This is a genomic window from Paraburkholderia sp. CNPSo 3274 (genome assembly GCF_024206475.1).
Taxonomy (GTDB): domain Bacteria; phylum Pseudomonadota; class Gammaproteobacteria; order Burkholderiales; family Burkholderiaceae; genus Paraburkholderia.
Map to the genome: position 1 here is coordinate 36470 of NZ_JAMBPR010000029.1, position 24799 is coordinate 61268.

A 24799-nucleotide genomic window follows, 5' to 3' on the forward strand; every position below is an offset into this window, starting at 1 on the left:
CGGCGAGGGGCTTGTCCGTCACGCGCCCGGGCTGGGGCGAGGGCGGCTTTGCCTCTCGGGCGCAGCGGTTTCGAGAAAGGCGGCGAGTTCTGCCATGCCGCCGCCAGTGCCATGCGGCGCCACGCCGAGCTCTTCGGCAGGCAGCCGCTGGCGGTTGATCCAGAACGTGGTGTAGCCGAACCAGCCGGCGCCTGCGGCGTCCCAGCCGTTCGACGACACGAACACCAGGTCGCGTGGCGCGGCGTCAAAGGCGCCCGTGCCGAGCGAATACGCGGCGGCGGCCGGCTTGTAGGCGCGCACGGCATCGACCGAAAGCACCTGGTCGAAGAGGCCGCTCATGCCTGCGCTCTTCACCGCGATGTCGAGCATCTGCGGGTTGCCGTTCGAGAGGATCGCAAGGCCCATGCGGGTGCCGTCTTCGCGTGGCTCACGCAGGCGGCGCAGCACAGGCAGCACGTCGGGGAAAGCCGAGAGGCAGGCGTATTCGTCCATGAGACGCTTTTCGCCCGCGCCCGTGAGCGACAGGTTCAGGCGGCGTGCGGCGTAACGCAGTGCGTCGAGCGTGACGTCCCAGAACGGGCGGTAGCGTGCGCCGGCCGGGTCGGCGAGCGTGCGCAACTGCGTGTACTCGATCTGCTTCAGGCGCCACAGATGCGAGAGCGCTTCGCCCTGGCCGGGGAACATCTGCTCGGCGGCAGCGACGACCGAATGCACGTCGAAGAGCGTGCCGTACGCGTCGAAGATCACTGCCTTGGGAAATCGTGTCGTGGTGGGTGTCGTTGTGGCCGACATAGCCTTGCACTCCGTCTTCAGAGGTCGAGGTCGATTGTATTCATGAGTCGTATCACTGAAAAAGGCGGGATTGATCACTTGATCTTTTACTTTTACCCACCTAATCTGTCGGCCTACTTTCTCTTTTCCACTGTTTCTGTCGCCCAGTGCGCGCAGTGCCCACCGATGGACCGCTTCAAACAGATCGAGACCTTCGTCACCGTGGCCGCCAAGGGCAGCCTTTCCGCCGCCGCCCAGGCCGAGGGCGTGGCGCCCGCCATCATCGGGCGGCGCATCGATGCGCTCGAAGAGCGCCTCGGCGTGAAGCTGCTCGTGCGCACCACGCGGCGCATCACGCTCACGTTCGAAGGATCGGCGTTCCTCGAGGATTGCCAGCGCATCATTCACGACATGCAGAACGCCGAGGCGAGTGTGTCCGAAGGCGGCGTGAAAGCGAGCGGGCACCTGCGCGTGTCCGCGCCGGCGGGCTTCGGGCGTCGCCACGTCGCGCCGCTCGTACCCGACTTCACGCTCGCGCATCCGGACGTGAGCATCGCGCTCGATCTTTCGGACCGGCTCGTTGATCTCGTGAACGAAGGCTTCGACTGCGCCGTGCGCCTGGGCGAATTGCCCGATTCGTCCCTCGTGTCGCTCAAGCTCGGTGAAAACCGGCGCGTGTGCGTGGCTGCGCCTGCGTATCTGTCGCGCCGCGGCGAGCCCGAAACGCCCGCCGACCTCGCGCGCCATAACTGCCTCGCCTTCGGCGTGAGTTTGAACCAGCAGCGCGGCTGGGCGTTCCAGCAGGACGGCAAAGTGGTGTCGATCCGCGTGGCGGGGACGATGGAATGCTCGGACGGCGCGGTGCTGCATGAGTGGTGTCTCGCGGGCCACGGTCTGGCGTGGCGCTCGTGGTGGGAAGTCGGTGAGGACATTGCGGCGGGCCGGCTCGTGAGCGTGCTCGACGCGTTCGCAGCGCCGCCCATCGGCATTCATGCCGTGTTTCCGCAGCGCCGCCATTTGCCGCTGCGCGTGCGCCTCTTTCTCGACTATCTCAAGCATACCTACGGTCAACCCGGTTACTGGGGATAGGGCGCAGTGCGTGTTTCCGATATCCGGGATGACCCGCACGCACGGCTTGCACGGATTTTTCGCGCACTACAATCGACCTGAGGGCCCAGGCGCTCGCCCGCGCGAGACGCCGGCTGAGTGTTTGCCCCGCGTTTTCACCCTTGATTTTGACCCTCGACTTGCCCGTAATCCGATAGATCACGGAGGGCGCCATGTTCAAGCACATCCTCGTTCCGACGGACGGTTCGGAACTGTCGAAAAAGGCGATCGACGGCGCGATCGACCTCGCACGCACGGTGGGCGCGCGCGTCACGGCCTACGCGTGCCTGCCGCAATATCCGTACTCGCCTTACGCCGACGTGGTGATCGAGCCGCCCGGCGACTTCCAGACGCGCAGTGAGCGAGAGGCGCGAGTGCATCTGGACGAAATCGAAGCGGCGGCACGCGACGCGGGCGTGATCTGCGACAGCCGGACGAGCGTGCATCCCTCGCCGTATCTCGGCATCATCGAAGCCGCCGAATCGGGCGGCTGCGATGTCATCTTCATGGCCTCGCACGGGCGTCGCGGGCTCGGCAGCCTGCTGATCGGCAGCGAGACGCAGCGCGTGCTTACCCATACGAAAATTCCGGTGATCGTGTATCGCTAGCCTGGCGCGCCAGGGTTACATGCGGCGATCGAAGCGGGCGTTTTCCCCCGCGCTTTCCTGTGGATTCGCGATGAAGCACAAGGCCATGCTCGCCCGGTGCGTTGGCTGGGCGAGCCACGGGCCGGATTCTGTCCAGCACGCGCGGCCTGTGTCCTCTACCGCTTCCTCCCTGGAACGCCGTGCGGCATGCGCCCGCGCCGCGCCGGCAGGCGGCCAGCGCGCCCCGCCAAGGTACGCGTGCCGGCTGCCTGTTGGAGCGCGGCGGCTTGCGCCGCCGTTGCTGCCGGTGGTCTTACGCCACCTTCTTGTCGAAAAACTGCTCGTCTTCCGTCGAACCGTGCAGCGCCGTGGTGGAGGCGTCGCGCTCGACTGTCTGCGTCACGGCGTCGAAGTAGCCGGTGCCCACTTCGCGCTGATGCTTCACCGCTGTGAAGCCCTTCTCGGCGGCGGCGAACTCGGCCTGCTGGAGTTCCACGAACGCGCTCATGTTCTGGCGTGCGTAGCCGTGCGCGAGGTTGAACATCGAGTAGTTGAGCGAGTGGAAGCCCGCGAGCGTGATGAACTGGAATTTGTAGCCCATCGCGCCCAGCTCGCGCTGGAACCTGGCGATCGTTGCGTCGTCGAGGTTCTTCTTCCAGTTGAACGACGGCGAGCAGTTGTACGAGAGCAGCTTGCCCGGGAACTGCTTGTGGATCGCTTCGGCGAACTTTTTCGCGAACTCCAGATCCGGCTTGCCCGTCTCGCACCAGATCATGTCGGCGTACGGCGCGTAGGCGAGGCCGCGCGAGATCGCCTGTTCGAGGCCATTCTTCGTGCGGAAGAAGCCTTCCACGGTGCGCTCGCCGGTGAGGAACGGGCGGTCGTTGTCGTCGATGTCCGACGTGACGAGGTCGGCGGCTTCCGCGTCGGTGCGGGCGAGCAGCACGGTCGGCACGCCGCAGACGTCGGCGGCCAGACGCGCGGCCGTGAGCTTGGCGATATTCTCGCGCGTCGGCACGAGCACCTTGCCGCCCATGTGGCCGCACTTCTTCACCGAGGCGAGCTGGTCTTCGAAGTGCACGCCAGCAGCACCCGCTTCGATCATCGCCTTCATCAGTTCGAACGCGTTCAGCACGCCGCCAAAGCCGGCTTCGGCGTCGGCCACGATCGGCTGGAAGAAGTCGGTGTAGCCTTCGTCGCCGGGGTTCTTGCCTTCTGACCACTGGATCTGGTCGGCGCGCGTGAGCGTGTTGTTGATGCGCTTGACCACCTGCGGCACCGAGTTAGCCGGGTAGAGCGACTGGTCCGGGTACATTTCGCCGGCGAGGTTGGCGTCGCCCGCGACCTGCCAGCCCGACAGATAGATCGCCTTGAGGCCGGCCTTCACTTGCTGCATGGCCTGGTTGCCCGTGAGCGCGCCCAGTGCGTTGATGAACGGCTCGGTGGTCACGCCTTTCCAGAGCTTTTCCGCGCCGTTCTTCGCGAGCGTGTGCTCCGGCTGGACCGAGCCACGCAGGCGCACCACGTCCTCAGCGGTGTAGTTGCGCTTGATGCCCTCCCAGCGCGGATCGGTTTCCCATTGCTGTCGGAGTTGCTGAGCTTGCTGTTGACGAGTCGACATGGTGTGCTCCTTCGTTTGCGTGATAAGTGGATCGCTGAAACGAAACTGCTGAACCGCTGAATCTCACGAAACGAAAGTGCCGGGGTTTTGGGGTCGTTTCGTTTCGCTAACTCTTATATAAGAGTCTAGGCAAATCAATCGACCTGCAACAGACGAACAACGGGCTTTTTCAATGTTTTTTACTTAAGTAAAATCAACATGTTATGTAATATATTTTGTGATGTGAAACGATATTTTCCATCTTGCAATCGTTCCCTTTGTGCCACGCAGCACCATTTTTTACGAAGCAAAAAAATTTTTCGTATCGTGAAATCTGTGCGGAGATAAAAAAAGACCGGTGCCTAAGCACCGGTCCTGAGCGTTTCGCTGCGGCGGCGGGACGGCTCGAAGGCCGCGCCGTGCGCCGTTTTTGACTATTTAGCTGTCGCGACGTGCGCCACGCGGGCCGTCGTTACGGCGCGCGCCGTAACCGCCACCGCCTTCGCGCGAGCGGCCGTAGCCTTCGCGTTGCTGGCCGAAGCCGCCACGGTTGCCTTCGCCGCCGCGCGAGCCGCCGCCGAAGCCGCCTTCACGCGAGCCGGAGCCGCCGTCGCGAGCGCCATAGCCGCCGCGCGGGCTTTCCGACTTGTTGCCCCAGCTGTTGCCGTTGCGATCGCCGCCGCCGTTGCCACTGCCGTTGCCACCATTGCTGCCACGGGCGCCGTAACCACCCGGCTTGCCGTTACCGTTACCGTTGCCGAAGCGACGACCACCGCCATTGCCACCAGCCGGACGGCCGCGGCCGCCGAAGCCACGGTTGGCCGGCGCCGCCTTGCGCGGCTCGAAACCTGCCACGACGTTCACGGGCAGCGGCGAGCGCACGAAGCGCTCGATGCGCTTGAGCGCGCCTTGCTCGGCGTGATGCACGAGGCTCACTGCCACACCCGAGCGGCCTGCACGGCCGGTACGGCCGATGCGGTGCACGTAGTCTTCGGCGAACTTCGGCAGGTCGTAGTTGAACACGTGCGTGATGCCGGGGATGTCGATACCGCGCGCCGCGACGTCGGTCGCGACGAGCACGCGCACGCGACGCTCGCGCAGCGCACGGATCGTGCGGTTACGCGCGCCTTGCGGCAGGTCGCCGTGCAGCGCGGCGCTTTCGAAGCCAGCGTCGGCGAGCTTGCCGGCGAGCTGGTCGGCGTCCATCTTCGTGGCCGTGAACACGACAGCCTGGTCGAGGCTTTCGTCACGCAGCAGATGGTCGAGCAGACGATCCTTGTGATCGCGGTCGTCCACGTAGTGCACGGTTTGCGCGATGTTCGAGCTCGCTTCGAGCTTGCGCACGATCTCGATACGTTCCGGGTCCTTCAGCAGGCGGCTGGTGATCGAAGCAATCTTGCCGTCGAGCGTGGCCGAGAACAGCATGGTCTGACGCGTTTCGGGCGTAGCGGCGACGATCGTGTCGATGTCGTCGATGAAGCCCATGTCGAGCATGCGGTCGGCTTCGTCGAGCACGAGCATCTTGAGTTCGGACAGATCGATGCGGCCGCGCTCGAGGTGATCGAGCAGACGGCCCGGGGTCGCCACGAGAATCTCGGGGTTCTTCGCGAGCAGCATCAGCTGCTGGCCGTAAGCCACGCCGCCGAGAATGCTGACCGTGCGCAGACGGCGCAGGTGCTTGCCGTACGTCGAAGCGGCCGTGGTCACCTGCATCGCGAGTTCGCGCGTGGGCGTGAGGACGAGGAGACCGGGGCGCGCCACCGGTTGCGGACGGCGCTGGCGGCGATCGCCTTGCTGCGCGTTCGCGCCTTGCGGGCGCGGCTGGGCAGCCAGCGTCTTCTGGATCTGCGCGAAGCGCTCGATGGCGGGCAGCATGAAGGCTGCGGTCTTGCCCGAACCGGTCGGGCTCGAGACCAGCAGGTCGCGGCCGGCGATGGCGGCAGGAATGGCGCGTTCCTGCACGGGCGTCGGGGCCTTGTAGCCCGCTGCGATCAGCCCGGAGACGATCTCCGGCGACAGACCGAGTGCCGCGAACGCCGAACCGTCGGAAACTTCGGCGGCCTGCGCGGGGGCTTCAGCGGAAGCGTCGGCGGCGGCGGGAAGACCGAGGGCCTGATCGGCGATTGCGTCCAGGGGGCTTTGGGTATTGCTCGAAGTCATGAAAATCCTTGTTACACAGGAAATAGAACGTCGGCGCCAATCGGCATACCCAAGTCGTCGGATTTTGCGAACAAATCGAAAAACGGGGGCAATCCGCCCACAACGGGGGATTTTTCGTTAGAAGCTGTTTTGGGTGCGACTTAGGCCGGGATTGGCCAGTCGCCAGCCTGATATTTGACGGCCCGAAAACAGGGCCACGGCAGGAGGGGACAGGTTCTAAACTGGATTGGAGCTTTAACGCTACGAGGCGTTGTGCTGATCGAACGAGCGACCGGAGCGCAACGCAGCACGCAGTATATCTCGTTTTGTTGCGGCGCGCCAGAGCGATGCACCGCGAGGGCACGGGCGCGGCGGTGTGACGCGGCAGGCCGGGCCGCCTGGCGCCGCCGCCCGCCAATTTTTAATTCAATCGTTCCGCTTCAGCTCGTGGTGCCGCTCTTGAGCGATTCGACCAATTCCACATACTGCTGCCTGGCCGTTTCCTGCGCGGTGCCTTGCAGCGCGGCCCACGCTTCGTGCTTGTACTTGCCGACGATATCGGTGAAGCCAGGCTTGTCGCCGTGGACGTCGCCTTCGGTGGCCTGCTTGAAGAGCGCATAAAGGCGCAGCAGCGTCAGGTTGCCGGGACGCTCCGGCAATTGCTGCACGTCTTGCTGGGCTTGGGCGAACTTCGTATTCACGTCGCTCATCGTAGTTTCCTCCGCATATTGGTTCAGGTCAGCGCGCCGATGGTAGCAGCGCAAACCCCTGAAAAGCTGGAGCGATTCCTCCACTTGCGCCGGGTACGGCGGCACCAAAAGAGGCCATGACGCACGCGTACCCGCCAGTTGGCGAGAGCCGTGGGCCCGCTCGGGAGGCGGGGCATTACAATAGCGCTCATGACCGAAACCGTGCTGCTTGCCCTCGATACTTCGACCGAATATTGCTCGGTCGCGCTGCTTCGCGTCGCCCCTGGCGGCGCAGATCGTTCTCCTTCTGGTGGCGGCGAGACCGCCTCCGGATCGCGCTCGGAAGTCAGCGTCTGGGTGCGCCACGAAGCCACGGGCGCCGTCTCCAGCACACGGCTTCTGCCGGCCATTGGCGAATTGTTCGACGAAGCCGGCCTCACGCTCGCCGACTGCGACGCGATCGCGTTCGGCGCGGGCCCGGGCTCCTTCACGGGGCTGCGCACGGCGACGGGCGTGGCTCAGGGGCTCGCGTTCGGCCTCGATATCCCGGTGGTGCCCGTGGGCACGCTGCTCGTGTGCGCGGAGAGCGCACGGCTGCGCGATCCCGCCGCGACCCGCGTGCTGGCCGCGCTCGATGCGCGCATGGACGAAGCCTACTGGGCCGACTACGCGTGGGATGCCGCAGCCGGCGACTGGCGCACGCTGCAGGCCGCATCGCTCGACTCGCCGGAGCACATCGCCGCGCCCGATACACCGTTCACGCTGGCGGGCAACGCCGCCGCCGCGTTCGGCGCGCGCCTGACGGCCGCCGCCGCCGCGCGCACGATCGACGCCGAGGCGCTCCCCCACGCATTGCCGCTTGCGCACGCGGCGTTGCGGGCGTTTCGCGCGGGCCGCACGCAACCCGCCGACCAGGCCGCGCCCGAATACGTGCGCAACAAGGTCGCGCAGACCACGGCCGAGCGCCTTGCCGCGAAGGCGGCCGCCCACGGTGGCGCGGGTGGCGAGGGCACGCAATGAGCGGCGTGCTCATGACCGACCGCTACCTGTCGCCGATGACCGAAAGCGACCTGGACGAAGTCGCGATCATCGAGCGTTCCGCGTATGAGTTTCCGTGGTCGCGCGGCAACTTCGAGGACTCGCTGCGCAATGGCTACTACGGTCTGTGCATGCGCCACGTCACCGGCACGCTGATCGGCTATTGCGTGCTGATGCCCGTGGTCGACGAGATGCATCTGCTGAATCTGTGCGTTGCGCCTCAGGCGCAGGGTGCGGGCGCGGGGCTCGCGATGCTGCGCGAGGCGGTGCGCATTGCGCACACGCAGAGTCTCGAAGGCTTGCTGCTCGAAGTTCGGCCTTCGAATCACCGGGCAATCCGGCTGTACGAACAGTTCGGCTTCGTCACGATCGGCCGCCGCAAGAACTACTATCCGGCCCGGCATCACAGCCGCGAGGACGCACTCGTGATGCGTTTTTCTTTTGCAGGGGAGGGCGCGGATGTCGCTCGATGAGATCGCGCTGGAGGAGCTTGGGCTCGCGCCGCGCTGGGTGCGCAAAGGGGTGCAGGGTGCTGCGCCGCTCGAAGCGTCTCGCGAAGAAGAGGTCGTTGCGCCGTTGTCCGCGGTGACGCGCGCCGAAGCCGAAGCCGAAGCCGAAGCGCCGGTGGTGCCGGTGGTGCAAACGACGCGTCCGGTCGCTGCGCCGCAGCCAGCCGAAGCACAACCGGCCGCCCCGGAACTCTCCCAACCACCGCAACTCGTTGCGCGCGCCGCTTCGCCATCGAAGCCCGCGCCGCATTCGTCCGATGCACCGCCGCCCCTCGCCGACGACGATTTCGCGTGGTTCGACTCTGTGGCTCAGCCGGTTCTGCCACACGACGCCGAGCCGGCTCAGGCTGGCGGCGCACCGCGCAACGATGTCGCGACGCTCGACTGGGACGCGCTCGCCGAATGCGTGGCCTCGTGCACGCGCTGCCGCCTGTGCGAGAAGCGCACCAACACTGTGTTCGGCGTGGGCGATCGCGAGGCCGACTGGATGCTGATCGGCGAGGCGCCCGGCGAGAACGAGGACCGCCAGGGCGAGCCCTTCGTCGGCCAGGCGGGCAAGCTGCTCGACAACATGTTGCGCGCGCTCTCGCTCGCACGGGGTGAGAACGTCTATATCGCGAACGTCATCAAGTGCAGGCCGCCTGGCAACCGCAATCCGGAGCCCGACGAGGTCGCGCGCTGCGAGCCGTATTTGCAGCGGCAGGTGGCGCTCGTGAAGCCGAAGATCATCGTCGCGCTCGGGCGTTTCGCGGCGCAAAGCCTGCTCAAGACCGATGACAGCATCGCATCGCTGCGCGGACGCGTCCACGAGTACGAGGGCGTGCCCGTCATCGTCACCTATCATCCCGCTTATTTGCTGCGCAGCCTGCACGACAAGGCGAAGGCCTGGACCGACCTCTGTCTCGCGCGCGACACCTGGCGTGCGGCGTCCGGCGGCGAGCGATGAACGCCGCGCGGCCCGCGGACGGATCCGGTGCCAACCGTGCCGGGGGCGACGGCGGGCCGCAAGATGATGCTGGGTCGAAGCGTGTGCCCGCTACTTGCGCGAACCACGACGTAATCGATCGCCTCGGCGACCCAGCCGTGCGCGATCTCGCGTGGCTGCTCTTCAGCGCCGATCTATTGCGTGCGCAACCACCGCTCGCGCCGCTAGCGCAATGGTGCGCCAATGCCGATGAAGCTCGCGCCACGCGTGACTGGCTCGCGCAGGTCGATCGTGATCCGGCGCGTCTGCACGAAGCGCTCATGGCCGCGCCGACGCATCGCCTTGGCCGCTATGCCGAAAATTTACTGGGATGGTTTCTCGCGAATGGACCCGCGGCGCAGCTAGTCGCGCAGAACGTGCCGCTGCGGCGTGCAGGGCTCACGCTCGGCGAGTGCGATTTTCTCGTGCGAACGCGTGCCGGAGAGCGCTTGCATTGGGAACTGGCGGTGAAGTGCTACCTGCACGCGGGACCGGGCAATGACGAACGTGCATTGCTCGCCGAATTCGTCGGGCCGAATTTGCGCGATCGGTTTGACCTGAAACTGACGCATCTGCGCGACCGTCAACTGCGTTTGAGCGCGCGCGAAGAATTTGCCTCGCTGGGTTACGAAGGCCAATGGCTCGCGCAGATGTTCGTGAAAGGCTGGCTTTTCTACCGGGCGGGAAAGGCGGCGCCGTCACGGGTGGAAGACGCCCCCGAGCTAGCCGCAGATCATGGGCGCGGCTGGTGGGTGATGCGTTCGGACTGGCCAGCCTTCGCCCAGCAACAGGCGGCTGACGGCTGGAACGTGTTGCCGAGGCTCGCATGGCTTGCGCCGCGCAGGCTGGCGGCTGCGCCGGGCACGGCAGTCGCAGCCCCGGTCGACCCCAACGCGTTACTCGACGCGCTAGCCCGGCCAGACGACCCCGTGCTGGTCGCGGCATTCTCGGCCGACAGCACAGGCGGCTACCGAGAACTGTCGCGCGGCTTCATCGTTCCCGACGACTGGCCTGCGCGCGCCGCGGCATTTGCACGTCAATGAGCGCGCGAAAGCACGCTCACCACCAGCGCCAGAAGTGATGCACGGGTCCGACGCCATGACCGACGTCGAGCCGCTCGCTGGCCTCCAGCGCCGCCGTCAGATATTGCTTGGCTTCGCCAATGGCCGGTGCGAGTGCCCCGCGCTGCGGCCACAGTGCGGCAATGGCAGAAGAGAGCGTGCAGCCCGTGCCGTGCGTATTCGTGACCGGCACGCGCGGGCCGCCCAGGCGCAGCGTGCCGCCGGCCTCGATGAGCCAGTCGGGGCTGTCCGCGCTGCCCAGGTGCCCGCCTTTCATCAGCACCGCCTGCGCACCGAGCGCGCGCAGCGCTTCGCCTTGCTCCACCATCGCGGCTTCGTCTGCGGCGGGCGAGACGCCGAGCAACGCCGCGGCTTCCGGCAGATTCGGCGTGACGACGCCCGCTAGCGGCAGTAACTCTTCGCGCAGCGCAGCAACGGCTTCGGGCGCGAGCAGCGCGTGATTGCTCTTCGAGATCATCACGGTGTCGAGCACGACGCGCGGCGGCTGATGGCGGCGCAGCGCGTCGGCGACGGCGCGCACGATCTCCGCGTTGGCGAGCATGCCGATCTTCACGGAGTCGATGCGGATGTCGTCGAACACGGCGTCGAGCTGCGCCGTGACAAAACCCGCGTCGGGCGCGTGGATCGCCGTGACGCCGCGTGTGTTCTGCGCGGTGAGCGCCGTGATGACGCTTGCGCCGTACGCGCCGAGCGCGGAGAACGCCTTGAGGTCGGCCTGAATGCCCGCACCGCCGCCCGAGTCGGAGCCGGCGATCGTGAGAACGTTGAAAATCGGAGAAGTCATGGCAGCGTCAGGTGCGCGTCGCGCGCGGCATGGCGCCGCGCGTGCGCAGGGAAGGATCGATTCAGCAGACGTGGCGGCCGGATTGTGTGCGCACAGGAGCGCCCATCAATGCCTGTGATTTTCGCCGATCAGCGCGACCGAGTCGAACGAGCGTTGATTCGCCTGGTGGCGACGCATCACGAGCCACATCATCAGGCAGACGAACGTGCCGAACAGCACGATCACGATGGTCACCGGCACGTCGAGCCAGACGAGCACGGCGTAGAGGCACAGCATCACGAGCACCGAGAGGTTCTCGTTGAAGTTCTGCACGGCGATGGAGTGGCCGGCGGAGAGCAGCACGTGGCCGCGGTGCTGGAGCAGCGCGTTCATCGGCACGACGAAGAAGCCCGAAAGGCCGCCCACGATCATGAGGAAGATGTACGCGAAAATCAGGTAGCCGGGAATGCGCATGTGGCCAATATGCAGGCCCCAATGCGGCGGAAAGAGATATCGCGTGTAGAACGCCATCAGCATGACCGCAAGACCCATGATGATGCCGACCGGCAGCACCGAGAGCGACTTCTTGAGCGGCACGCGCGCGGCCGCGATCATGGCGCCGGCCGCCACGCCCACGGCCACCACGGCCTGGAGCACCGCGCCTTCGGAGAGCGACATGCCGAGCGAAACTTCGGCCCACTTGAGCACGATGAATTGCAGCGTCGCGCCCGCACCCCAGAAGAGCGTTGTGACCGCAAGCGAGATCTGGCCGAGCTTGTCGCGCCAGAGCGTGTTAAAGCAGTCGGCGAAATCGGTGATGAGGCGGATGACACCGTGCTGCTGGCGCGGGTAGCGTGCGCCAGTGTCGGGAATGCGCAGATTGAAGAGGGCGGCGATCACGTAAATCACCATGATGACGACCATCGCGGCTTCGGCGGGTGTGCTGATCGCGGCGGGCGTATGGCGCAGCACATGCGAGGCGATGTGGGGGCTGATCAACGCGCCGCCGAGCACCGTGCCGAGGATGATCGAGCCGACTGTCGTGCCCTCGATCCAGCCGTTGGCAGCGACGAGCCGCTCAGGCGGCAGCAGCTCGGTCAGGATGCCGTACTTGGCGGGCGAATAAGCCGCCGCGCCGAATCCCACTACGCCATAGGCAAACAAGGGGTGGGTGCCGGCCAGCATCAGGGCGCAGCCCACGACCTTGATCGTGTTCGTGATGAACATCACGCGGCCCTTGGGGCGGGAATCTGCAAAGGCGCCGACGAAGGCGGCAAGAACGACGTAGGAGAGGACGAAGAACAGCTTGAGCAGCGGCGTCATCCAGTTCGGGGCGTGGAGATCTTTAAGCAGTGCAATCGCAGCGATGAGGAGCGCATTGTCGGCCAACGACGAAAAAAACTGCGCGGCCATGATGGTGTAAAAGCCTTTTTTCATCTGATGCGATGCTTTCCTCGCTGCGGTCCGTCCGCCCCGGACGGGTGGGAGGCATCCGGGCTTATTACGTTCGAAATGGGTTGTGCGCAGGGCTTTATATCACGAAAATAGGTGCATTCGGACTAGCACAATCCTTGAGCGCCCGTCAGGCGGGCCTGCCGGGCTCTGAAAACACCCTGTAAGCTCCTGATTCGAAAGCGTCTTTGCGAAAAAATCTCCTATGCCGCGCCCCCTCTCAGCAACGATCCACACCGCCGCTCTCGCCAATAACCTCGCCGTCGTCCGCAAGTACGCGCCTAAGTCGAAAATCTGGGCCGTGGTGAAGGCCAACGCCTACGGGCACGGGCTAGCGCGCGCGTTTCCCGGCCTGCGCGCAACCGACGGTTTCGGCCTGCTCGACCTCGAGGAGGCCGTGAAACTGCGCGAACTCGGCTGGGCGGGGCCGATCCTGCTGCTCGAAGGTTTTTTCCGGCCGACCGATATCGACGTGATCGACCGCTATAGCCTCACGACCGTCGTGCACAGCGACGAGCAGATGCGCATGCTTGAAATGGCGCGTCTCTCGAAGCCGGTCAACGTTCAGCTCAAGATGAATAGCGGCATGAACCGGCTCGGCTACACACCGGAGAAGTATCGCGCCGCATGGGAGCGTGCGCGTGCCTGTGCCGGTATCGGCCAGATCACGCTGATGACGCACTTCGCGGACGCCGACACACCGCGCGGCGTCGGCGAGCAGATGGCAACGTTCGAGCGCGGCGCGCAAGGCATTGCCGGCGCGCGCAGCCTCGCCAATTCGGCCGCCACGCTCTGGCATCCTTCGACGCACTTCGACTGGGTGCGCCCCGGCATCATTCTTTATGGTGCTTCGCCTTCGGGCTTCGCCTCGGCGCTCGAAGGGACAGGCCTGCAGCCGGCCATGACGCTCGCATCCGAACTCATCGCCACGCAGCATGTCGCCGAAGGCCAGACCGTTGGCTACGGCTCGATCTTCACGACGCGCAAGCCCATGCGCATCGGCGTGGTGGCGTGCGGTTATGCCGACGGTTATCCGCGCGTCGCGCCCGAAGGCACGCCCGTGATCGTCGACGGCGTGCTCACGCATGTGGTGGGCCGCGTTTCCATGGACATGCTCACCGTCGACCTCACGCCAGTGCGCAGCGCGGGCGTGGGCGCGCGCGTGGAACTGTGGGGCAACAATCTGCCCATCGACGACGTCGCGAAAGCCTGTGGCACGATCGGCTACGAGCTGATGTGCGCCGTTGCGCCGCGTGTTCCCGTGCGGGCCGAATAACGCCATGGCAAAGAGCATGGCGAAGGTCAAGACACTGTACACGTGCACCGAATGCGGCGGGCAGGCGCCCAAGTGGCAAGGCCAGTGCCCTGCGTGCGGCGCGTGGAACACGCTCGTGGAAGGCGTTGCCGAAACGGCGAGCAGTCACCGCTTCCAGTCGCTCGCGAAGAGCGCCCCGGTGCGGCGTCTCGCCGATATCGAGGCGTCCGACGTGCCGCGCTTCACGACCGGCGTGGGCGAGTTCGACCGCGTGCTGGGCGGCGGCCTCGTAGCGGGCGGCGTGGTGCTGATCGGCGGCGACCCCGGCATCGGCAAATCGACGCTGCTGCTGCAGTCGCTCGCGCAAATCGCGGCTGAGCGTCGCGCACTATATATAAGCGGTGAAGAATCCGCGGCGCAGATCGCGTTGCGCGCGCAACGATTGGCGCTGCTCGATCCCGGCTCCTTGGCGAGCGAACTGCAACTGCTCGCCGAGATCCAGCTCGAAAAGATCCAGGCGACGATCGAGGCTGAGAAGCCCGACGTCGCGGTCATCGACTCGATCCAGACGATCTACTCCGAAGCGCTGACTTCCGCGCCCGGCTCGGTTGCGCAGGTGCGCGAGTGCGCGGCGCAGCTCACGCGCATCGCCAAGCAGTCGGGCACGGCGATCATCATGGTCGGGCACGTGACGAAGGAGGGCAACCTCGCGGGCCCGCGGGTGCTCGAGCACATCGTCGATACCGTGCTGTATTTCGAAGGCGACACGCATTCGTCGTTCCGGCTCGTGCGCGCGTTCAAGAACCGCTTCGGCGCGGTCAACGAGCTGGGCGTGTTCGCGATGACCGAGAAAGGCCTGCGGGGCGTGGCGAATCCCTCGGCGCTCTTTCTCTCGCAGCACGAGCAGAGCGTGCCGGGCTCCTGCGTGCTTGTGACCCAGGAAGGCTCGCGGCCGCTGCTCGTCGAGGTGCAGGCGCTCGTTGACACGGCGCACGTGCCGAATCCGCGGCGCCTGGCCGTCGGCCTCGAACAGAACCGGCTTGCCATGCTGCTGGCGGTGCTGCATCGCCATGCAGGCATCGCGTGCTTCGATCAGGACGTATTCCTCAACGCCGTGGGTGGCGTGAAGATCACGGAGCCGGCCGCGGATCTCGCCGTGCTGCTCGCCATTCACTCTTCGATGCGTAACAAGGCGTTGCCCAAGGGTCTGATCGTCTTTGGCGAGGTCGGCCTCGCGGGCGAGATCCGACCCTCGCCGCGCGGTCAGGATCGTCTGAAGGAAGCGGCGAAGCTTGGTTTTTCATGCGCGCTGATTCCCCGCGCCAATGCGCCGAAACAGCCGATCGAAGGTTTACAGGTGATTGCGGTGGAGCGCCTCGAGGAAGCGATCGACCGGGTACGCGAACTGGATTGAGCACGCCGTGCGCGTGCAGATGGCTTGTACTGGCGCGTAATGATTAGTAACAACCCTGGTTCCGGCTGTAACCATTTCAGACTGCGATTTCCCTATCCTTGGCGCGATGTTCAACCCGTGTCGAGCGGAAAGGATAACGACTTGAAACAGACTGATACGTCCTTCGGCGATCGTTCGATCGTCGTGCGCGGCTGCCGGGTGTCCGAGCCGCTCATGCAGCCTTGGGGCAGCACGTGCCGCATCGTCGAGTGGATCGATGGCGACGGGCGCATTTCGCGCCGCGTCGTGGCAGAAGACGTGACGGCGGCCGAGGTGCGCAGCACCATTGCGCACCACGTGGAAGGCCGCAAGTACGTGATGTATGACGACGAACGGTCGCCGCGGCAAACGCTGCCGCGACGCTAAACAAAAAATGGGCGCTGCGAAGCGCCCATTTTGTATTGTGCTCACGGGTGATGCGGCATACGCCGCAGGCTAGCCCCAGGGTCCGTAAGTGAAAGGCTTTTTGCCGCCAGGCGCGCCCGACGTGTCGGCGCCTTGGGCGCCCTGGCCGTGTTGGGCAGGTTGGCCGGAATGCATGCCTTGCGGCTGACCACCTGGGTGAAAAGGTGCCGCCTGCATACCGGGTGCGGCCTGCTGCGTTTGCCTCGCGGCCATTTCGTCCATCATGGCTTGCAGGACTTCGGCATTGAAGAGGGGATGGCGCGAAGCCTCCCCTGGCGTGAGCACCGGAGAAACACAGGTGTCGATCGCCTCCAGACGGTCGATCCATGTCTGCAGCGACTCCGACTCCATGATGGCGGCCAACTCGCGCGTGAGCGCGGCGGCATCCGCGCCGCCGATCGCCTGACCGAGACTCCAGTGGCGCTCGGCCCAGTCGTCGCGGCCAATGGCGTGGCACAGCGTCTGCCAGAATTTCAGTTCGAGCGCGCCGACGGCGAGCCACCTTCCGTCCTGCGTGCGATAGAGGTTGTAGCAGGGCACGCCGCCGTTGAGCAGACCTCCGCCTGGTTGCAGCGCCGCTGCGTCGTCGTTGGCTAGCGCGACTTGGGCGACCACGTTATGCGCGTAGCTCGCGTGCGCCATCGAAACATCGACGAAACGGCCCTCGCCGCCGCGCGCCACATGCCAGAGCGCCGCGAGAATCTGTGTGACCGCGCTGAGCGCGCCGCCAAGCAGGTCGGCGATCTGAAAATTGGGCAGCACCGGCACGCCGTCGCGCGTGGCCAATTGGTCTAGCACGCCCGAATAAGCGACATAGTTGATATCGTGGCCCGGATGGCCAGCGAACGGGCCGGTCGTGCCGTAGCCCGTGATCGCGCAGTAGACGAGTTTCGGATTGATCTTGTGCAACGCCTCGTAGCCTACGCCGAGGCGGTCCATCACACCGGGCCGGAAACTTTCGACGAGCACGTCGGCGTCGCGCGCGAGCGCGAACAACACCGAGCGGCCGCTCTCGGTCTTCAAATCGACCCGCGTTTCGCGCTTGCCGCGATTGACGAGGCGATAGAACGCACCGGGGCGCGCGGCCACTTCGTCCACCGCGCTCTGCATCATCACGCGCGCGGCGTCGCCCGCACCGGGCGGCTCGATTTTCAGGACATCGGCGCCCATTTCCGCGAGCCGCAAGGTGGCCACGGGCCCGGGCAGAAGGCGGGTCAGATCCAGTACGCGAAGGCCCTGCAATGCGGCGGGTGACGACACTCGTGGCTCCCTGGCGAAGATACCTGGCGAAAGCGCCTAATGGCGCGATGGTGATTCAACGCTGCGCTAGCCGATCTGCTCGAGTTCCTCGTGCGCATCGAGCCATTCGGCTTCGAGCGTTTCGAGGCGCAAGGCGACGTCGGCCTGCCGGCGAATCGCTTCAGTCAGGCGGCTCTTCTGCTCCGGCTCGTAGCTCGCCGGGTCGGCGACGAAAGCGTCGAGCGTGCTCTTTTCGCTGTTGAGCGCATCCATTTCCTTTTCGATCTTGCCGATTTTCGCCTGTAACGGCCTTTTCAGGTGCGCAACCTTCTGGCGCTGCTCTGCTTCCTGGCGGCGCTGCTCCTTGCGATTGACGCCATCGGCAGTATTTGCGCCGTTTGCCGCATTCGCCGTGCCGGAAGCGGCCTCCTTGAGCGCCGCGCGTTGCTCGGCCGCGTGTTGAAGCAGCCAGTCGCGGTAGTCGTCGAGGTCGCCGTCGAACGGCTGCAGACGGTGCTTCGCCACCAGCATGAATTGATCGGTCGTGGCGCGCAGCAAATGCCGGTCGTGCGAAACGAGGATCAGCGTGCCTTCGAACTGCGCGAGCGCCATGGTCAGCGCATAGCGCGTTTCGAGGTCGAGGTGGTTGGTCGGCTCGTCGAGCAGCAGCAGGTTGGGCTTTTGCCAGATGATGAGCGCGAGCGCGAGGCGTGCCTTCTCGCCGCCCGAGAACGGCGCGATGGGCGCCGCGGCCATTTCGCCGGGGAAGTTGAAGCCGCCGAGGAAGTCGCGCAGCTCCTGCTCGCGCGTGTCCGGCGCGAGGCGGGCGAGATGCTGGAGCGGCGAGTCGTCCGGGCGCAGCGTTTCGAGCTGGTGCTGCGCGAAATAGCCGATTTGCAGGCCCTTGCCTGTGCGCAGCTCGCCGGAGAGCGCCGCGAGCGTGCCCGCGAGCGTCTTGATGAGCGTGGACTTGCCCTGGCCGTTCGCACCGAGCAGGCCAATGCGCTGGCCGTTCTGGATCGAGAGCGTGACGCGCTCGACGATGGGCGTTTCGCTGCCGTCCTCGGCCCGATAGCCGCAGCGCACGTCTTCCATCACGAGCATGGGGTTGGGCGCGGAGTCGGGCGTGCGGAATTCGAACGTGAACGGCGAGCTGGCGTGCGCCGGTGCGATCAGCTCCATCTTTTCCAGCGCCTTCACGCGGCTTTGCGCCTGGCGCGCCTTGGTGGCCTTGGCCTTGAAGCGGTCGATGAAGCTTTGCAAGTGGGCGACGGTGCGCTGCTGCTTTTCATACGCGCTTTGCTGCAGCGTCAGTTGTTGCGCTCGCAGGATCTCGAACTGCGAGTAATTGCCGCCGTAACGCTTGATCTGCTGGTTCTCCAGATGCAGCGTGACGTCGCAGATCGAGTCGAGGAATTCGCGGTCGTGCGAGATCACGACGAGCGTGCCGGGATAGCGGTGCAGCCAGTCTTCGAGCCAGACGATCGCGTCCAGATCCAGGTGGTTCGTGGGCTCGTCGAGCAGCAACAGGTCGGAGCGGCACATGAGCGCCTGCGCGAGGTTCAGGCGCATGCGCCAGCCGCCCGAAAAGCTCGCAACGGGCTGGCGCGTGTGCTCGAGCGTGAAGCCGAGGCCGAGCAGCAATGCTTCGGCTCGCGCGGGGGCGGTGTAGCCATCGGCGTCGGCGAAGGCGCCGTGCGCTTCGGCTTCGGCCGCGCCGTCGTGCGCCGCCGAGGCCGCGGCGATGCGGGCCTCGATTTCGCGCAGCGCGGCGTCGCCGTCTAGCGCGTAGTCGAGCGCGGTGCGGTCGACCGCCGGGGTTTCCTGCGCGACGTGCGCGATGCGCCACGACGGCGGCAGCGAGAAGTCGCCGGCGTCGGCATGCAACTCGCCACGCAGCACGGCGAACAGGGTCGATTTTCCCGCGCCGTTTGCGCCGATGAGACCGACGTTTTCGCCGGGATTCAGCGTGAACGAGGTCTGTTCGAAAAGCGGCTTGGTGCCACGGGCAAGACTGAATTGGTTGAAGCGGATCACGACGGCGTCGGCAGGTAGAAAACGAAAGAAAGCGCTATTTTAGACCGGGGCGCGCAGACCGGGGCGCGCAGCCTGTGCCGCGCTCCGGCCGGCATTGGCCGAACGGCTAGCCGTTTGGTCGAGTGCTAATTGCACGTTTTCTCACGTAGACTGGCGCTTTTCCACGGGAGAGCTAGATGACATCGATCTATTCGTTTTCGGCGCAACCGCTCGGCAGCGGCGAGCCGGTGGGCCTCGACCGCTATACGGGCAAGGTGCTCCTGATCGTCAATACCGCGAGCGAATGCGGATTCACGCCGCAGTACGCGGGCCTGCAAAAGCTCTACGACCAGTACGCCGCGCGCGGGCTCGCGGTGCTCGGCTTTCCGTGCAACCAGTTCGGCAAGCAGGAACCTGGCGACGCCGCGCAGATCGGCAGCTTCTGCGAGAAGAACTACGGCGTCACGTTCCCGATGTTCGAGAAGATCGACGTGAACGGGGCGAACGCGCATCCGCTGTATCGCTGGCTCACGGGCGAGGCGCCGGGGCTGCTCGGGCTCGAAGGCATCAAGTGGAATTTCACCAAGTTTCTGGTCGACCGCAACGGCGGCGTGGTGAAGCGCTATGCGCCCGTGACGAAACCCGAGGCCATCGCAGCGGACATCGAAAAGCAGCTCTGAGCGTAGCCGGGCGGAATAGACGCCCGCTAGAGAATCGGCGCGAAGAGCCGCGCGAGATGCATCGTGATCTTGCGCCATGCGGGCGCGTCGCGGTACTCGCTGCGGTCGATCTCGAACGTCTCTTCGAAGTCGCGCAGCAGCATCGCTTCGACTTCGGCCGCGAAGCCGCGATGCACGGTCAGCACCATGATCTCGAAGTTCAGGCGAAACGAGCGGTTGTCCAGATTCGCGCTGCCGATAGCTGCAGCTACGTCGTCGATCAGCACGACCTTCTGGTGCAAAAAGCCCGGCTTGTAGCGAAAGATGCGGATGCCCGCGCGCACCGCGTCGAAGGCGTACAGCATGGACGCCTCGAATACCACGTAATGGTCGCGCCGGCTCGGGATCATGATGCGCACGTCCACGCCTCGCAGCGCTGCGAGGCGCAGGGCCGAAAACACGGCTTCGTCGGGCACGAGGTAGGGTGTCGTGATCCAGAGGCGTTTTTTTGCGGCGTTGATCGCCTCGACGAAGAAGAGCGAGCATGTCTCCTGGCGGTCGGCCGGCCCCGTGGGCAAGACGAGGCAGTACATGTCGTCGCCGTCCCGCGGCACGACGGTGGGCGGCTCGCAGCCGGGAAGCTGCTGGGTGGCCCAGTACCAGTCCTCGGTGAAGGCGAACTGCACGTTGGCGACCGCCGGTCCGCGCAGTTCGATATGCGTATCGCGCCACGGAGAGAGGCGCGCGTTCGCGCCCAGGTATTCGATACCCACGTTGTGGCCGCCCACGAACGCGTGCTGGCCGTCCACTACGACGATTTTGCGGTGGTTGCGGAAATTGAGCTGGAAGCGATTGACGAAGTGGCGCTTCGTGGAGAACGGGTGCACTTCCACGCCGCCGTCCTGCAACTCGTGCACGTAGCTGGCGGGCAGGTCGAACGAGCCGATGCTGTCGTACAGGAAATACACGCGCACGCCGCGTTTGCTGCAGTCGAGCAGCACGTCCTTGAGCATGTCGCCGAGCGCGTCGGCGCGCACGATGAAGAACTGCACGATCACGTAGTGCCGGGCTTGCTCGATCGCATCGAAGATGGCGGAGAAGGTCGCTTCGCCATTCACGAGCGTGCGCACGGCGTTGCCCGGCACGAGCGGCATCCCGCCCAGGCGCGCGAACGTGCGGATCACGCGCACGCCCAGTTCGTCGGCAGGCCATTCGCCCGTGGAGACGAGCTTGTCCCAGTCGGGCGCGTGGGCGCGTGAGCGCAAGGTTTCGTTGCGCAGGCGCCTCGCGTCCGCATAGCCCGCGAACTTGCTGCGGCCGAGAAAGAGATACGGGACGAGCGTGAGGTAGGGCATCGTCGCGAGCGAGACGGCCCAGGCAATCGCGCCTTGCGAGGTGCGCGTGTTGAGGATGGCGTGGCACGCTGCGATCAGTCCAAGCAGATGGATGATCGCGAGCAGCGTGCCGAGGTGTGACCAGTCGAATCGCATAGAGGCGTGGGACGCTCCTTCAGCCGGACGCAGGGCCGGCCCGCGCCGGGAGGCGCACGGCCGGAGGGCTCAATCTTACCGAACCCGCTGCGACGACGGCTATCGTCCCAGTCCTGCACGCGGGCAGACACGGCGCACGGGCGACGCGGCTCGCTCGCGCAGGACGATTAGACCGGCAGGTCGCATGCCTGAATCAGGAAGACCTGATCGTCGCCGGCGCTCGTCGAGAGCCAGACGAGATCGAGGCCGCCGAACGCTGCTTCCACGTTCTCGCGCTCGTTGCCGATCTCGATCACCAGCACACCGTCGTCGGTGAGCCAGTTGCGTGCATCCTTGATGATGCGGCGCACGATGTCCATGCCGTCCGCGCCGCCCGCGAGCGCCATTTCCGGCTCGTGGCGGTACTCGGGCGGCAGCGCCTGCATCGAGTCGGCGTTCACGTACGGCGGGTTCGTGATGATCACGTCGTAGCGGCGCTCGGGCAGCGGCGCGTACAGGTCGCCTTCGAAGAGGGCGATGCGCTCGTCGAGATCGTGTTCGTGCACGTTGCGCTGCGCGACTTCGAGCGCGGGCGCGGAAAGATCGACGGCGTCGACGTCGGCGTTCGGGAACGCGTGCGCCGCGAGAATCGCAAGGCTGGCCGAGCCGGTGCACAGCTCCAGCACCGCGCTGACCTGCTCGGGATCTTCCACGTAGGGCTGCAGGCCGTCTGCGAGCAGCTCGCCAATGAACGAGCGCGGCACGATGACGCGCTCATCCACGTAGAAGCGCAGGCCGTGCATCCACGCTTCCTGCGTGATGTAGGCGGCGGGTACGCGGTCGGTCGCGCGGCGCTCGATCACGCCGAGCACCTTGTCGATTTCCTCGCTCGTGAGGCGCGCGTCGAGAAACGGGTCGAGCAGGTCGAGCGGCAAATGCAGCGTGTGCAGGATCAGGTACGCGGCTTCGTCGTAGGCGTTGTTCGAGCCGTGGCCGAACGCGAGTTGCGCGGCCGAAAAGCGCGAGACACCGTAGCGCAACAGGTCGCGAACGGTGGCAAAGGTAGCGGCTAGCGGTTGGGTCATGTTCTGGACTCCAGAGCGTGTTCGGTTGGCCGGTCAGGCGATCAGCTGTTCGAGCACGCGGCGATATACGTTCTTGAGCGGATCGATGAATTTCACTTCGATATGCTCATCGATCTTGTGGATGCTGGCGTTCGGCGGCCCGAATTCCACCACTTGCTCGCACATGCGCGCGATGAAGCGGCCATCGGACGTGCCACCCGTAGTCGACAGTTCGGTCGTCACGCCGGTTTCGTCGTGGATCGCTTTTTCGAGCGCGTTCGAGAGCGTGCCGCGCGTCGTGAGGAAGGGCAGGCCGCTCACACTCCAGTGCAGGTCGTATTCGAGGCCGTGCTTGTCGAGGATCGCGTGTACGCGCTTTTGCAGGCCGTCCACCGTGCTCGCGGTCGAGAAGCGGAAGTTGAACATGACGTCGGCGTGGCCCGGAATCACGTTGCTCGCGCCGGTGCCGCTGTGCATGTTCGACACCTGCCACGTGGTGGGGGGGAAGTACTCGTTGCCGTCGTCCCACTTTTCGGCGACGAGTTCGGCGAGCGCGGGAGCCAGCAGATGCACCGGGTTCTTCGCGAGATGCGGATAGGCGATATGCCCCTGCACACCCTTCACGACGAGCTTGCCCGACATCGAGCCGCGGCGGCCGTTCTTCACGCAGTCGCCGAGCGTATTCGTCGAAGTCGGCTCGCCCACGATGCAGTAATCCATTTTCTCGCCGCGCGCCTGCAGCGCCTCGACGACCTTCACGGTCCCGTCGGTGGCCGGACCTTCTTCGTCGCTCGTGATGAGGAACGCGATGGCGCCGCGATGCTGCGGATGCGCTGCCACGAACTCTTCGCTCGCCACCACGAAGGCCGCGAGCGAGGTCTTCATGTCGGCGGCGCCGCGGCCATAGAGAATGCCGTCGCGGTGCGAGGGCTGGAACGGCGGCGAACTCCATTGCTCGATGGGGCCGGTGGGCACGACGTCGGTGTGGCCCGCGAAGGCGAGCAGCGGGCCCCGCGCGCCCGCGGTGCCGCGCTTGACGGCCCACAGGTTGGTCACGCCGTTGGATTCGATCGTTTCGCACGCGAAGCCGAGCGCGCTGAGGCGTTCGGTCATGATGCGCTGGCAGTGCTGGTCGTCGGGCGTGACGGACGCGCGCGCGATCAGGGCTTCGGTAAGGGCGAGGGTGGCGGACATAAAAAGACCACTTTCAATAAAAATGCCGGCGCCGCTGATGGAGCAGGGGCCGGCAACAACTTGTCATGACGGTGTGCGCTCGACCTGCCATGGAGCAGTTCAGGCGCACCGGTCTCATGCGGCGCTCAAGCAAACAGCTCCGCATACTGGTCGGCGGAAAAGCCGAGCGTCTTCACGCGGCCGTTCACGACGACCACGGGCCGCTTGATGATCGACGGCTTGTGGATCATCAGCGCGATCGCACCGGCGGTCGTGTCGGCTTCCGCCTTGTGCACCTCCGAAAGGCCGCGCCAGGTGGTGCCGCGCTTGTTGATGAGCTGATCCAGCGAGACGTCCTTGAGCCAGTCCTGGACGAGCGCATTCGACACGCCCGCCTTCTTGAAGTCGTGAAACTCGAACTCGACGCCGTGCTCTTCGAGCCACACACGGGCCTTCTTCACGGTGTCGCAGTTCGGAATGCCGTAGACGACGGTCTTGGCAGACTTCGCCATCAGTCGCCTCGCAGCAGCTCGTTCAGGCCGACCTTCGCGCGCGTCTTTGCGTCGACCTTCTTGACGATCACGGCGCAATACAGGCTGTGCGAGCCGTCCTTCGAGGGCAGGTTGCCCGCGACCACGACCGAGCCCGCCGGAATGCGGCCGTACGAGACTTCGCCGGTTTCGCGGTCGTAAATCTTGGTCGACTGGCCGAGGTACACGCCCATCGAGATGACCGAGTTCTCTTCGACGATCACGCCTTCCACGACTTCCGAGCGCGCGCCGATGAAGCAGTTGTCTTCGATGATGACCGGGTTGGCCTGCAGCGGTTCCAGCACGCCGCCGATGCCGACGCCACCCGAGAGGTGCACGTTCTTGCCGATCTGCGCGCACGAACCGACCGTGGCCCACGTATCGACCATCGTGCCTTCATCGACATACGCGCCGATGTTGGTGTACGACGGCATCAGCACGACGTTTTTCGCGATGAACGAGCCGCGGCGCGCGATGGCCGGCGGCACCACGCGGAAGCCGCCCGCGGCGAAGTCTTCGGCCGTGTAGTTGGCGAACTTCGAGGGCACCTTGTCGTAGAACTGGCTGTAGCCGCCAGCGGGCATCGGCGCGTTGTCTTCCAGGCGGAACGACAGCAGCACGGCCTTCTTCACCCATTGGTTGACGACCCAGTCGCCGTCCTTCTTCTCGGCGCAGCGCAGCGCGCCACGATCCAGTTCGCCGATGACGTGGGCGACGGCTTCGCGCACATCGTTCGGGGCCGACTTGGGCGAAAAGTCGGCGCGGTTTTCCCAGGCGGTGTCGATGATCTGCTGAAGTTGTTGCGACATGGTGGTGATTTCGTGAGATTGATGGT

General features: G+C 65.6%; 23 protein-coding genes. 10 read left to right on the forward strand and 13 right to left on the reverse strand.

All coding sequences use genetic code 11. The annotated features are described in order from the left end of the window. Positions 1-18: 18 nt before the first annotated feature. Entirely contained in the window at positions 19-792 is a 774-nt protein-coding gene (locus M3I54_RS20535) for a haloacid dehalogenase type II (RefSeq protein WP_254339192.1), read from the reverse strand. A 165-nt stretch (positions 793-957) separates the two neighbouring features. On the opposite strand from M3I54_RS20535, the gene M3I54_RS20540 reads away from it, so the two are divergent. Both M3I54_RS20540 and M3I54_RS20545 read left to right on the forward strand, forming a co-directional pair. Continuing rightward, complete coding sequence (locus M3I54_RS20540; RefSeq protein WP_254339194.1) at positions 958-1860, forward strand: LysR family transcriptional regulator; 903 nt, start codon at positions 958-960, stop codon at positions 1858-1860. A 191-nt stretch (positions 1861-2051) separates the two neighbouring features. Then, positions 2052-2486 carry a universal stress protein gene (locus M3I54_RS20545; RefSeq protein ID WP_254339196.1) on the forward strand — a complete coding sequence of 145 codons (435 nt, stop codon included), beginning with the start codon at positions 2052-2054 and terminating at the stop codon, positions 2484-2486. A gap of 292 nt (positions 2487-2778) precedes the next feature. On the opposite strand, the gene aceA is transcribed toward M3I54_RS20545, so the two are convergent. The 3 genes from aceA to M3I54_RS20560 all read right to left on the reverse strand — a co-directional run bounded on the left by aceA (position 2779) and on the right by M3I54_RS20560 (position 6914). Beyond that, complete coding sequence (gene aceA, locus M3I54_RS20550) at positions 2779-4086, reverse strand: isocitrate lyase (RefSeq protein ID WP_254339198.1); 1308 nt, start codon at positions 4084-4086, stop codon at positions 2779-2781. A 417-nt stretch (positions 4087-4503) separates the two neighbouring features. Then, the gene (locus tag M3I54_RS20555) at positions 4504-6225 is read right to left on the reverse strand and encodes a DEAD/DEAH box helicase (RefSeq protein ID WP_254339200.1); all 1722 of its coding nucleotides are present in this window, start codon (positions 6223-6225) and stop codon (positions 4504-4506) included. Positions 6226-6644: 419 nt separating this feature from the next. Beyond that, positions 6645-6914 (reverse strand): acyl-CoA-binding protein, encoded by a 270-nt coding sequence (locus M3I54_RS20560; protein ID WP_254339203.1) that lies wholly within the window; start codon positions 6912-6914, stop codon positions 6645-6647. Between the two features lie 189 nt (positions 6915-7103). On the opposite strand from M3I54_RS20560, the gene tsaB reads away from it, so the two are divergent. From tsaB to M3I54_RS20580, 4 genes are all read left to right on the forward strand, one after another. Next, on the forward strand, positions 7104-7913 hold the full coding sequence (gene tsaB / locus M3I54_RS20565) for a tRNA (adenosine(37)-N6)-threonylcarbamoyltransferase complex dimerization subunit type 1 TsaB (RefSeq protein WP_254339205.1): 810 nt from the start codon (positions 7104-7106) through the stop codon (positions 7911-7913). Continuing rightward, positions 7910-8404: a ribosomal protein S18-alanine N-acetyltransferase gene (gene rimI / locus M3I54_RS20570; protein WP_254339207.1), complete on the forward strand. Its 495-nt coding sequence runs from the start codon at positions 7910-7912 to the stop codon at positions 8402-8404. The genes tsaB and rimI overlap by 4 nt, the downstream gene beginning before the upstream one ends. Beyond that, positions 8391-9386: a uracil-DNA glycosylase family protein gene (locus tag M3I54_RS20575; RefSeq protein ID WP_254339209.1), complete on the forward strand. Its 996-nt coding sequence runs from the start codon at positions 8391-8393 to the stop codon at positions 9384-9386. The genes rimI and M3I54_RS20575 overlap by 14 nt, the downstream gene beginning before the upstream one ends. Positions 9387-9469: 83 nt before the next feature. Further along, on the forward strand, positions 9470-10447 hold the full coding sequence (locus tag M3I54_RS20580; RefSeq protein WP_254339211.1) for a DUF1853 family protein: 978 nt from the start codon (positions 9470-9472) through the stop codon (positions 10445-10447). A gap of 16 nt (positions 10448-10463) precedes the next feature. On the opposite strand, the gene thiD is transcribed toward M3I54_RS20580, so the two are convergent. Both thiD and lplT read right to left on the reverse strand, forming a co-directional pair. Next, positions 10464-11270 (reverse strand): bifunctional hydroxymethylpyrimidine kinase/phosphomethylpyrimidine kinase, encoded by an 807-nt coding sequence (thiD, locus tag M3I54_RS20585; RefSeq protein ID WP_254339213.1) that lies wholly within the window; start codon positions 11268-11270, stop codon positions 10464-10466. A gap of 105 nt (positions 11271-11375) precedes the next feature. After that, entirely contained in the window at positions 11376-12686 is a 1311-nt protein-coding gene (gene lplT, locus M3I54_RS20590) for a lysophospholipid transporter LplT (protein WP_254339214.1), read from the reverse strand. Positions 12687-12906: 220 nt separating this feature from the next. On the opposite strand from lplT, the gene alr reads away from it, so the two are divergent. From alr to M3I54_RS20605, 3 genes are all read left to right on the forward strand, one after another. Continuing rightward, positions 12907-13977: an alanine racemase gene (gene alr / locus M3I54_RS20595; protein ID WP_254339216.1), complete on the forward strand. Its 1071-nt coding sequence runs from the start codon at positions 12907-12909 to the stop codon at positions 13975-13977. A 16-nt stretch (positions 13978-13993) separates the two neighbouring features. After that, positions 13994-15370 (forward strand): DNA repair protein RadA, encoded by a 1377-nt coding sequence (gene radA / locus M3I54_RS20600; protein ID WP_254315395.1) that lies wholly within the window; start codon positions 13994-13996, stop codon positions 15368-15370. Positions 15371-15511: 141 nt separating this feature from the next. Next, positions 15512-15775, forward strand: a complete 264-nt coding sequence (locus tag M3I54_RS20605; protein ID WP_254339224.1) for a DUF2866 domain-containing protein — start codon at positions 15512-15514, stop codon at positions 15773-15775. 69 nt (positions 15776-15844) lie between these two features. On the opposite strand, the gene M3I54_RS20610 is transcribed toward M3I54_RS20605, so the two are convergent. Together M3I54_RS20610 and M3I54_RS20615 are read right to left on the reverse strand one after the other, a co-directional pair. Then, entirely contained in the window at positions 15845-17074 is a 1230-nt protein-coding gene (locus tag M3I54_RS20610) for a CaiB/BaiF CoA-transferase family protein (RefSeq protein WP_254339226.1), read from the reverse strand. Between the two features lie 66 nt (positions 17075-17140). After that, a complete protein-coding gene (locus tag M3I54_RS20615; RefSeq protein ID WP_254339228.1) occupies positions 17141-19090 on the reverse strand; it encodes an ATP-binding cassette domain-containing protein in 1950 nt (649 codons plus the stop codon). A gap of 176 nt (positions 19091-19266) precedes the next feature. Between M3I54_RS20615 and M3I54_RS20620 the strand changes: the two genes are divergently transcribed. Continuing rightward, positions 19267-19749, forward strand: coding sequence for a glutathione peroxidase (locus M3I54_RS20620; protein WP_254339230.1), 483 nt, complete (start codon positions 19267-19269; stop codon positions 19747-19749). A gap of 26 nt (positions 19750-19775) precedes the next feature. On the opposite strand, the gene cls is transcribed toward M3I54_RS20620, so the two are convergent. The 5 genes from cls to dapD all read right to left on the reverse strand — a co-directional run bounded on the left by cls (position 19776) and on the right by dapD (position 24773). Continuing rightward, the gene (gene cls / locus M3I54_RS20625; protein WP_254339232.1) at positions 19776-21218 is read right to left on the reverse strand and encodes a cardiolipin synthase; all 1443 of its coding nucleotides are present in this window, start codon (positions 21216-21218) and stop codon (positions 19776-19778) included. Positions 21219-21385: 167 nt separating this feature from the next. After that, positions 21386-22282, reverse strand: coding sequence for a 50S ribosomal protein L3 N(5)-glutamine methyltransferase (gene prmB / locus M3I54_RS20630; protein WP_254339235.1), 897 nt, complete (start codon positions 22280-22282; stop codon positions 21386-21388). A 33-nt stretch (positions 22283-22315) separates the two neighbouring features. After that, positions 22316-23455, reverse strand: coding sequence for a succinyl-diaminopimelate desuccinylase (gene dapE / locus M3I54_RS20635; protein ID WP_254339237.1), 1140 nt, complete (start codon positions 23453-23455; stop codon positions 22316-22318). Positions 23456-23580: 125 nt separating this feature from the next. Further along, positions 23581-23946 (reverse strand): ArsC family reductase, encoded by a 366-nt coding sequence (locus M3I54_RS20640; RefSeq protein ID WP_110384044.1) that lies wholly within the window; start codon positions 23944-23946, stop codon positions 23581-23583. Further along, on the reverse strand, positions 23946-24773 hold the full coding sequence (dapD, locus tag M3I54_RS20645) for a 2,3,4,5-tetrahydropyridine-2,6-dicarboxylate N-succinyltransferase (protein ID WP_254339240.1): 828 nt from the start codon (positions 24771-24773) through the stop codon (positions 23946-23948). The genes M3I54_RS20640 and dapD overlap by 1 nt, the downstream gene beginning before the upstream one ends. Positions 24774-24799: the final 26 nt, after the last annotated feature.

Bases quoted from the DNA above. Each gene is read 5' to 3' on its own strand.
- M3I54_RS20560 (WP_254339203.1), bottom strand. From the start codon at position 6,914: ATGAGCGACGTGAATACGAAGTTCGCCCAAGCCCAGCAAGACGTGCAG.
- dapE (WP_254339237.1), bottom strand. From the start codon at position 23,455: ATGTCCGCCACCCTCGCCCTTACCGAAGCCCTGATCGCGCGCGCGTCC.
- alr (WP_254339216.1), top strand. From the start codon at position 12,907: ATGCCGCGCCCCCTCTCAGCAACGATCCACACCGCCGCTCTCGCCAAT.
- rimI (WP_254339207.1), top strand. From the start codon at position 7,910: ATGAGCGGCGTGCTCATGACCGACCGCTACCTGTCGCCGATGACCGAA.
- M3I54_RS20575 (WP_254339209.1), top strand. From the start codon at position 8,391: ATGTCGCTCGATGAGATCGCGCTGGAGGAGCTTGGGCTCGCGCCGCGC.
- dapD (WP_254339240.1), bottom strand. From the start codon at position 24,773: ATGTCGCAACAACTTCAGCAGATCATCGACACCGCCTGGGAAAACCGC.
- tsaB (WP_254339205.1), top strand. From the start codon at position 7,104: ATGACCGAAACCGTGCTGCTTGCCCTCGATACTTCGACCGAATATTGC.
- M3I54_RS20545 (WP_254339196.1), top strand. From the start codon at position 2,052: ATGTTCAAGCACATCCTCGTTCCGACGGACGGTTCGGAACTGTCGAAA.
- M3I54_RS20620 (WP_254339230.1), top strand. From the start codon at position 19,267: ATGACATCGATCTATTCGTTTTCGGCGCAACCGCTCGGCAGCGGCGAG.
- M3I54_RS20535 (WP_254339192.1), bottom strand. From the start codon at position 792: ATGTCGGCCACAACGACACCCACCACGACACGATTTCCCAAGGCAGTG.
- lplT (WP_254339214.1), bottom strand. From the start codon at position 12,686: ATGAAAAAAGGCTTTTACACCATCATGGCCGCGCAGTTTTTTTCGTCG.
- aceA (WP_254339198.1), bottom strand. From the start codon at position 4,086: ATGTCGACTCGTCAACAGCAAGCTCAGCAACTCCGACAGCAATGGGAA.
- M3I54_RS20555 (WP_254339200.1), bottom strand. From the start codon at position 6,225: ATGACTTCGAGCAATACCCAAAGCCCCCTGGACGCAATCGCCGATCAG.
- cls (WP_254339232.1), bottom strand. From the start codon at position 21,218: ATGCGATTCGACTGGTCACACCTCGGCACGCTGCTCGCGATCATCCAT.
- thiD (WP_254339213.1), bottom strand. From the start codon at position 11,270: ATGACTTCTCCGATTTTCAACGTTCTCACGATCGCCGGCTCCGACTCG.
- M3I54_RS20640 (WP_110384044.1), bottom strand. From the start codon at position 23,946: ATGGCGAAGTCTGCCAAGACCGTCGTCTACGGCATTCCGAACTGCGAC.
- M3I54_RS20540 (WP_254339194.1), top strand. From the start codon at position 958: ATGGACCGCTTCAAACAGATCGAGACCTTCGTCACCGTGGCCGCCAAG.
- radA (WP_254315395.1), top strand. From the start codon at position 13,994: ATGGCGAAGGTCAAGACACTGTACACGTGCACCGAATGCGGCGGGCAG.
- prmB (WP_254339235.1), bottom strand. From the start codon at position 22,282: ATGACCCAACCGCTAGCCGCTACCTTTGCCACCGTTCGCGACCTGTTG.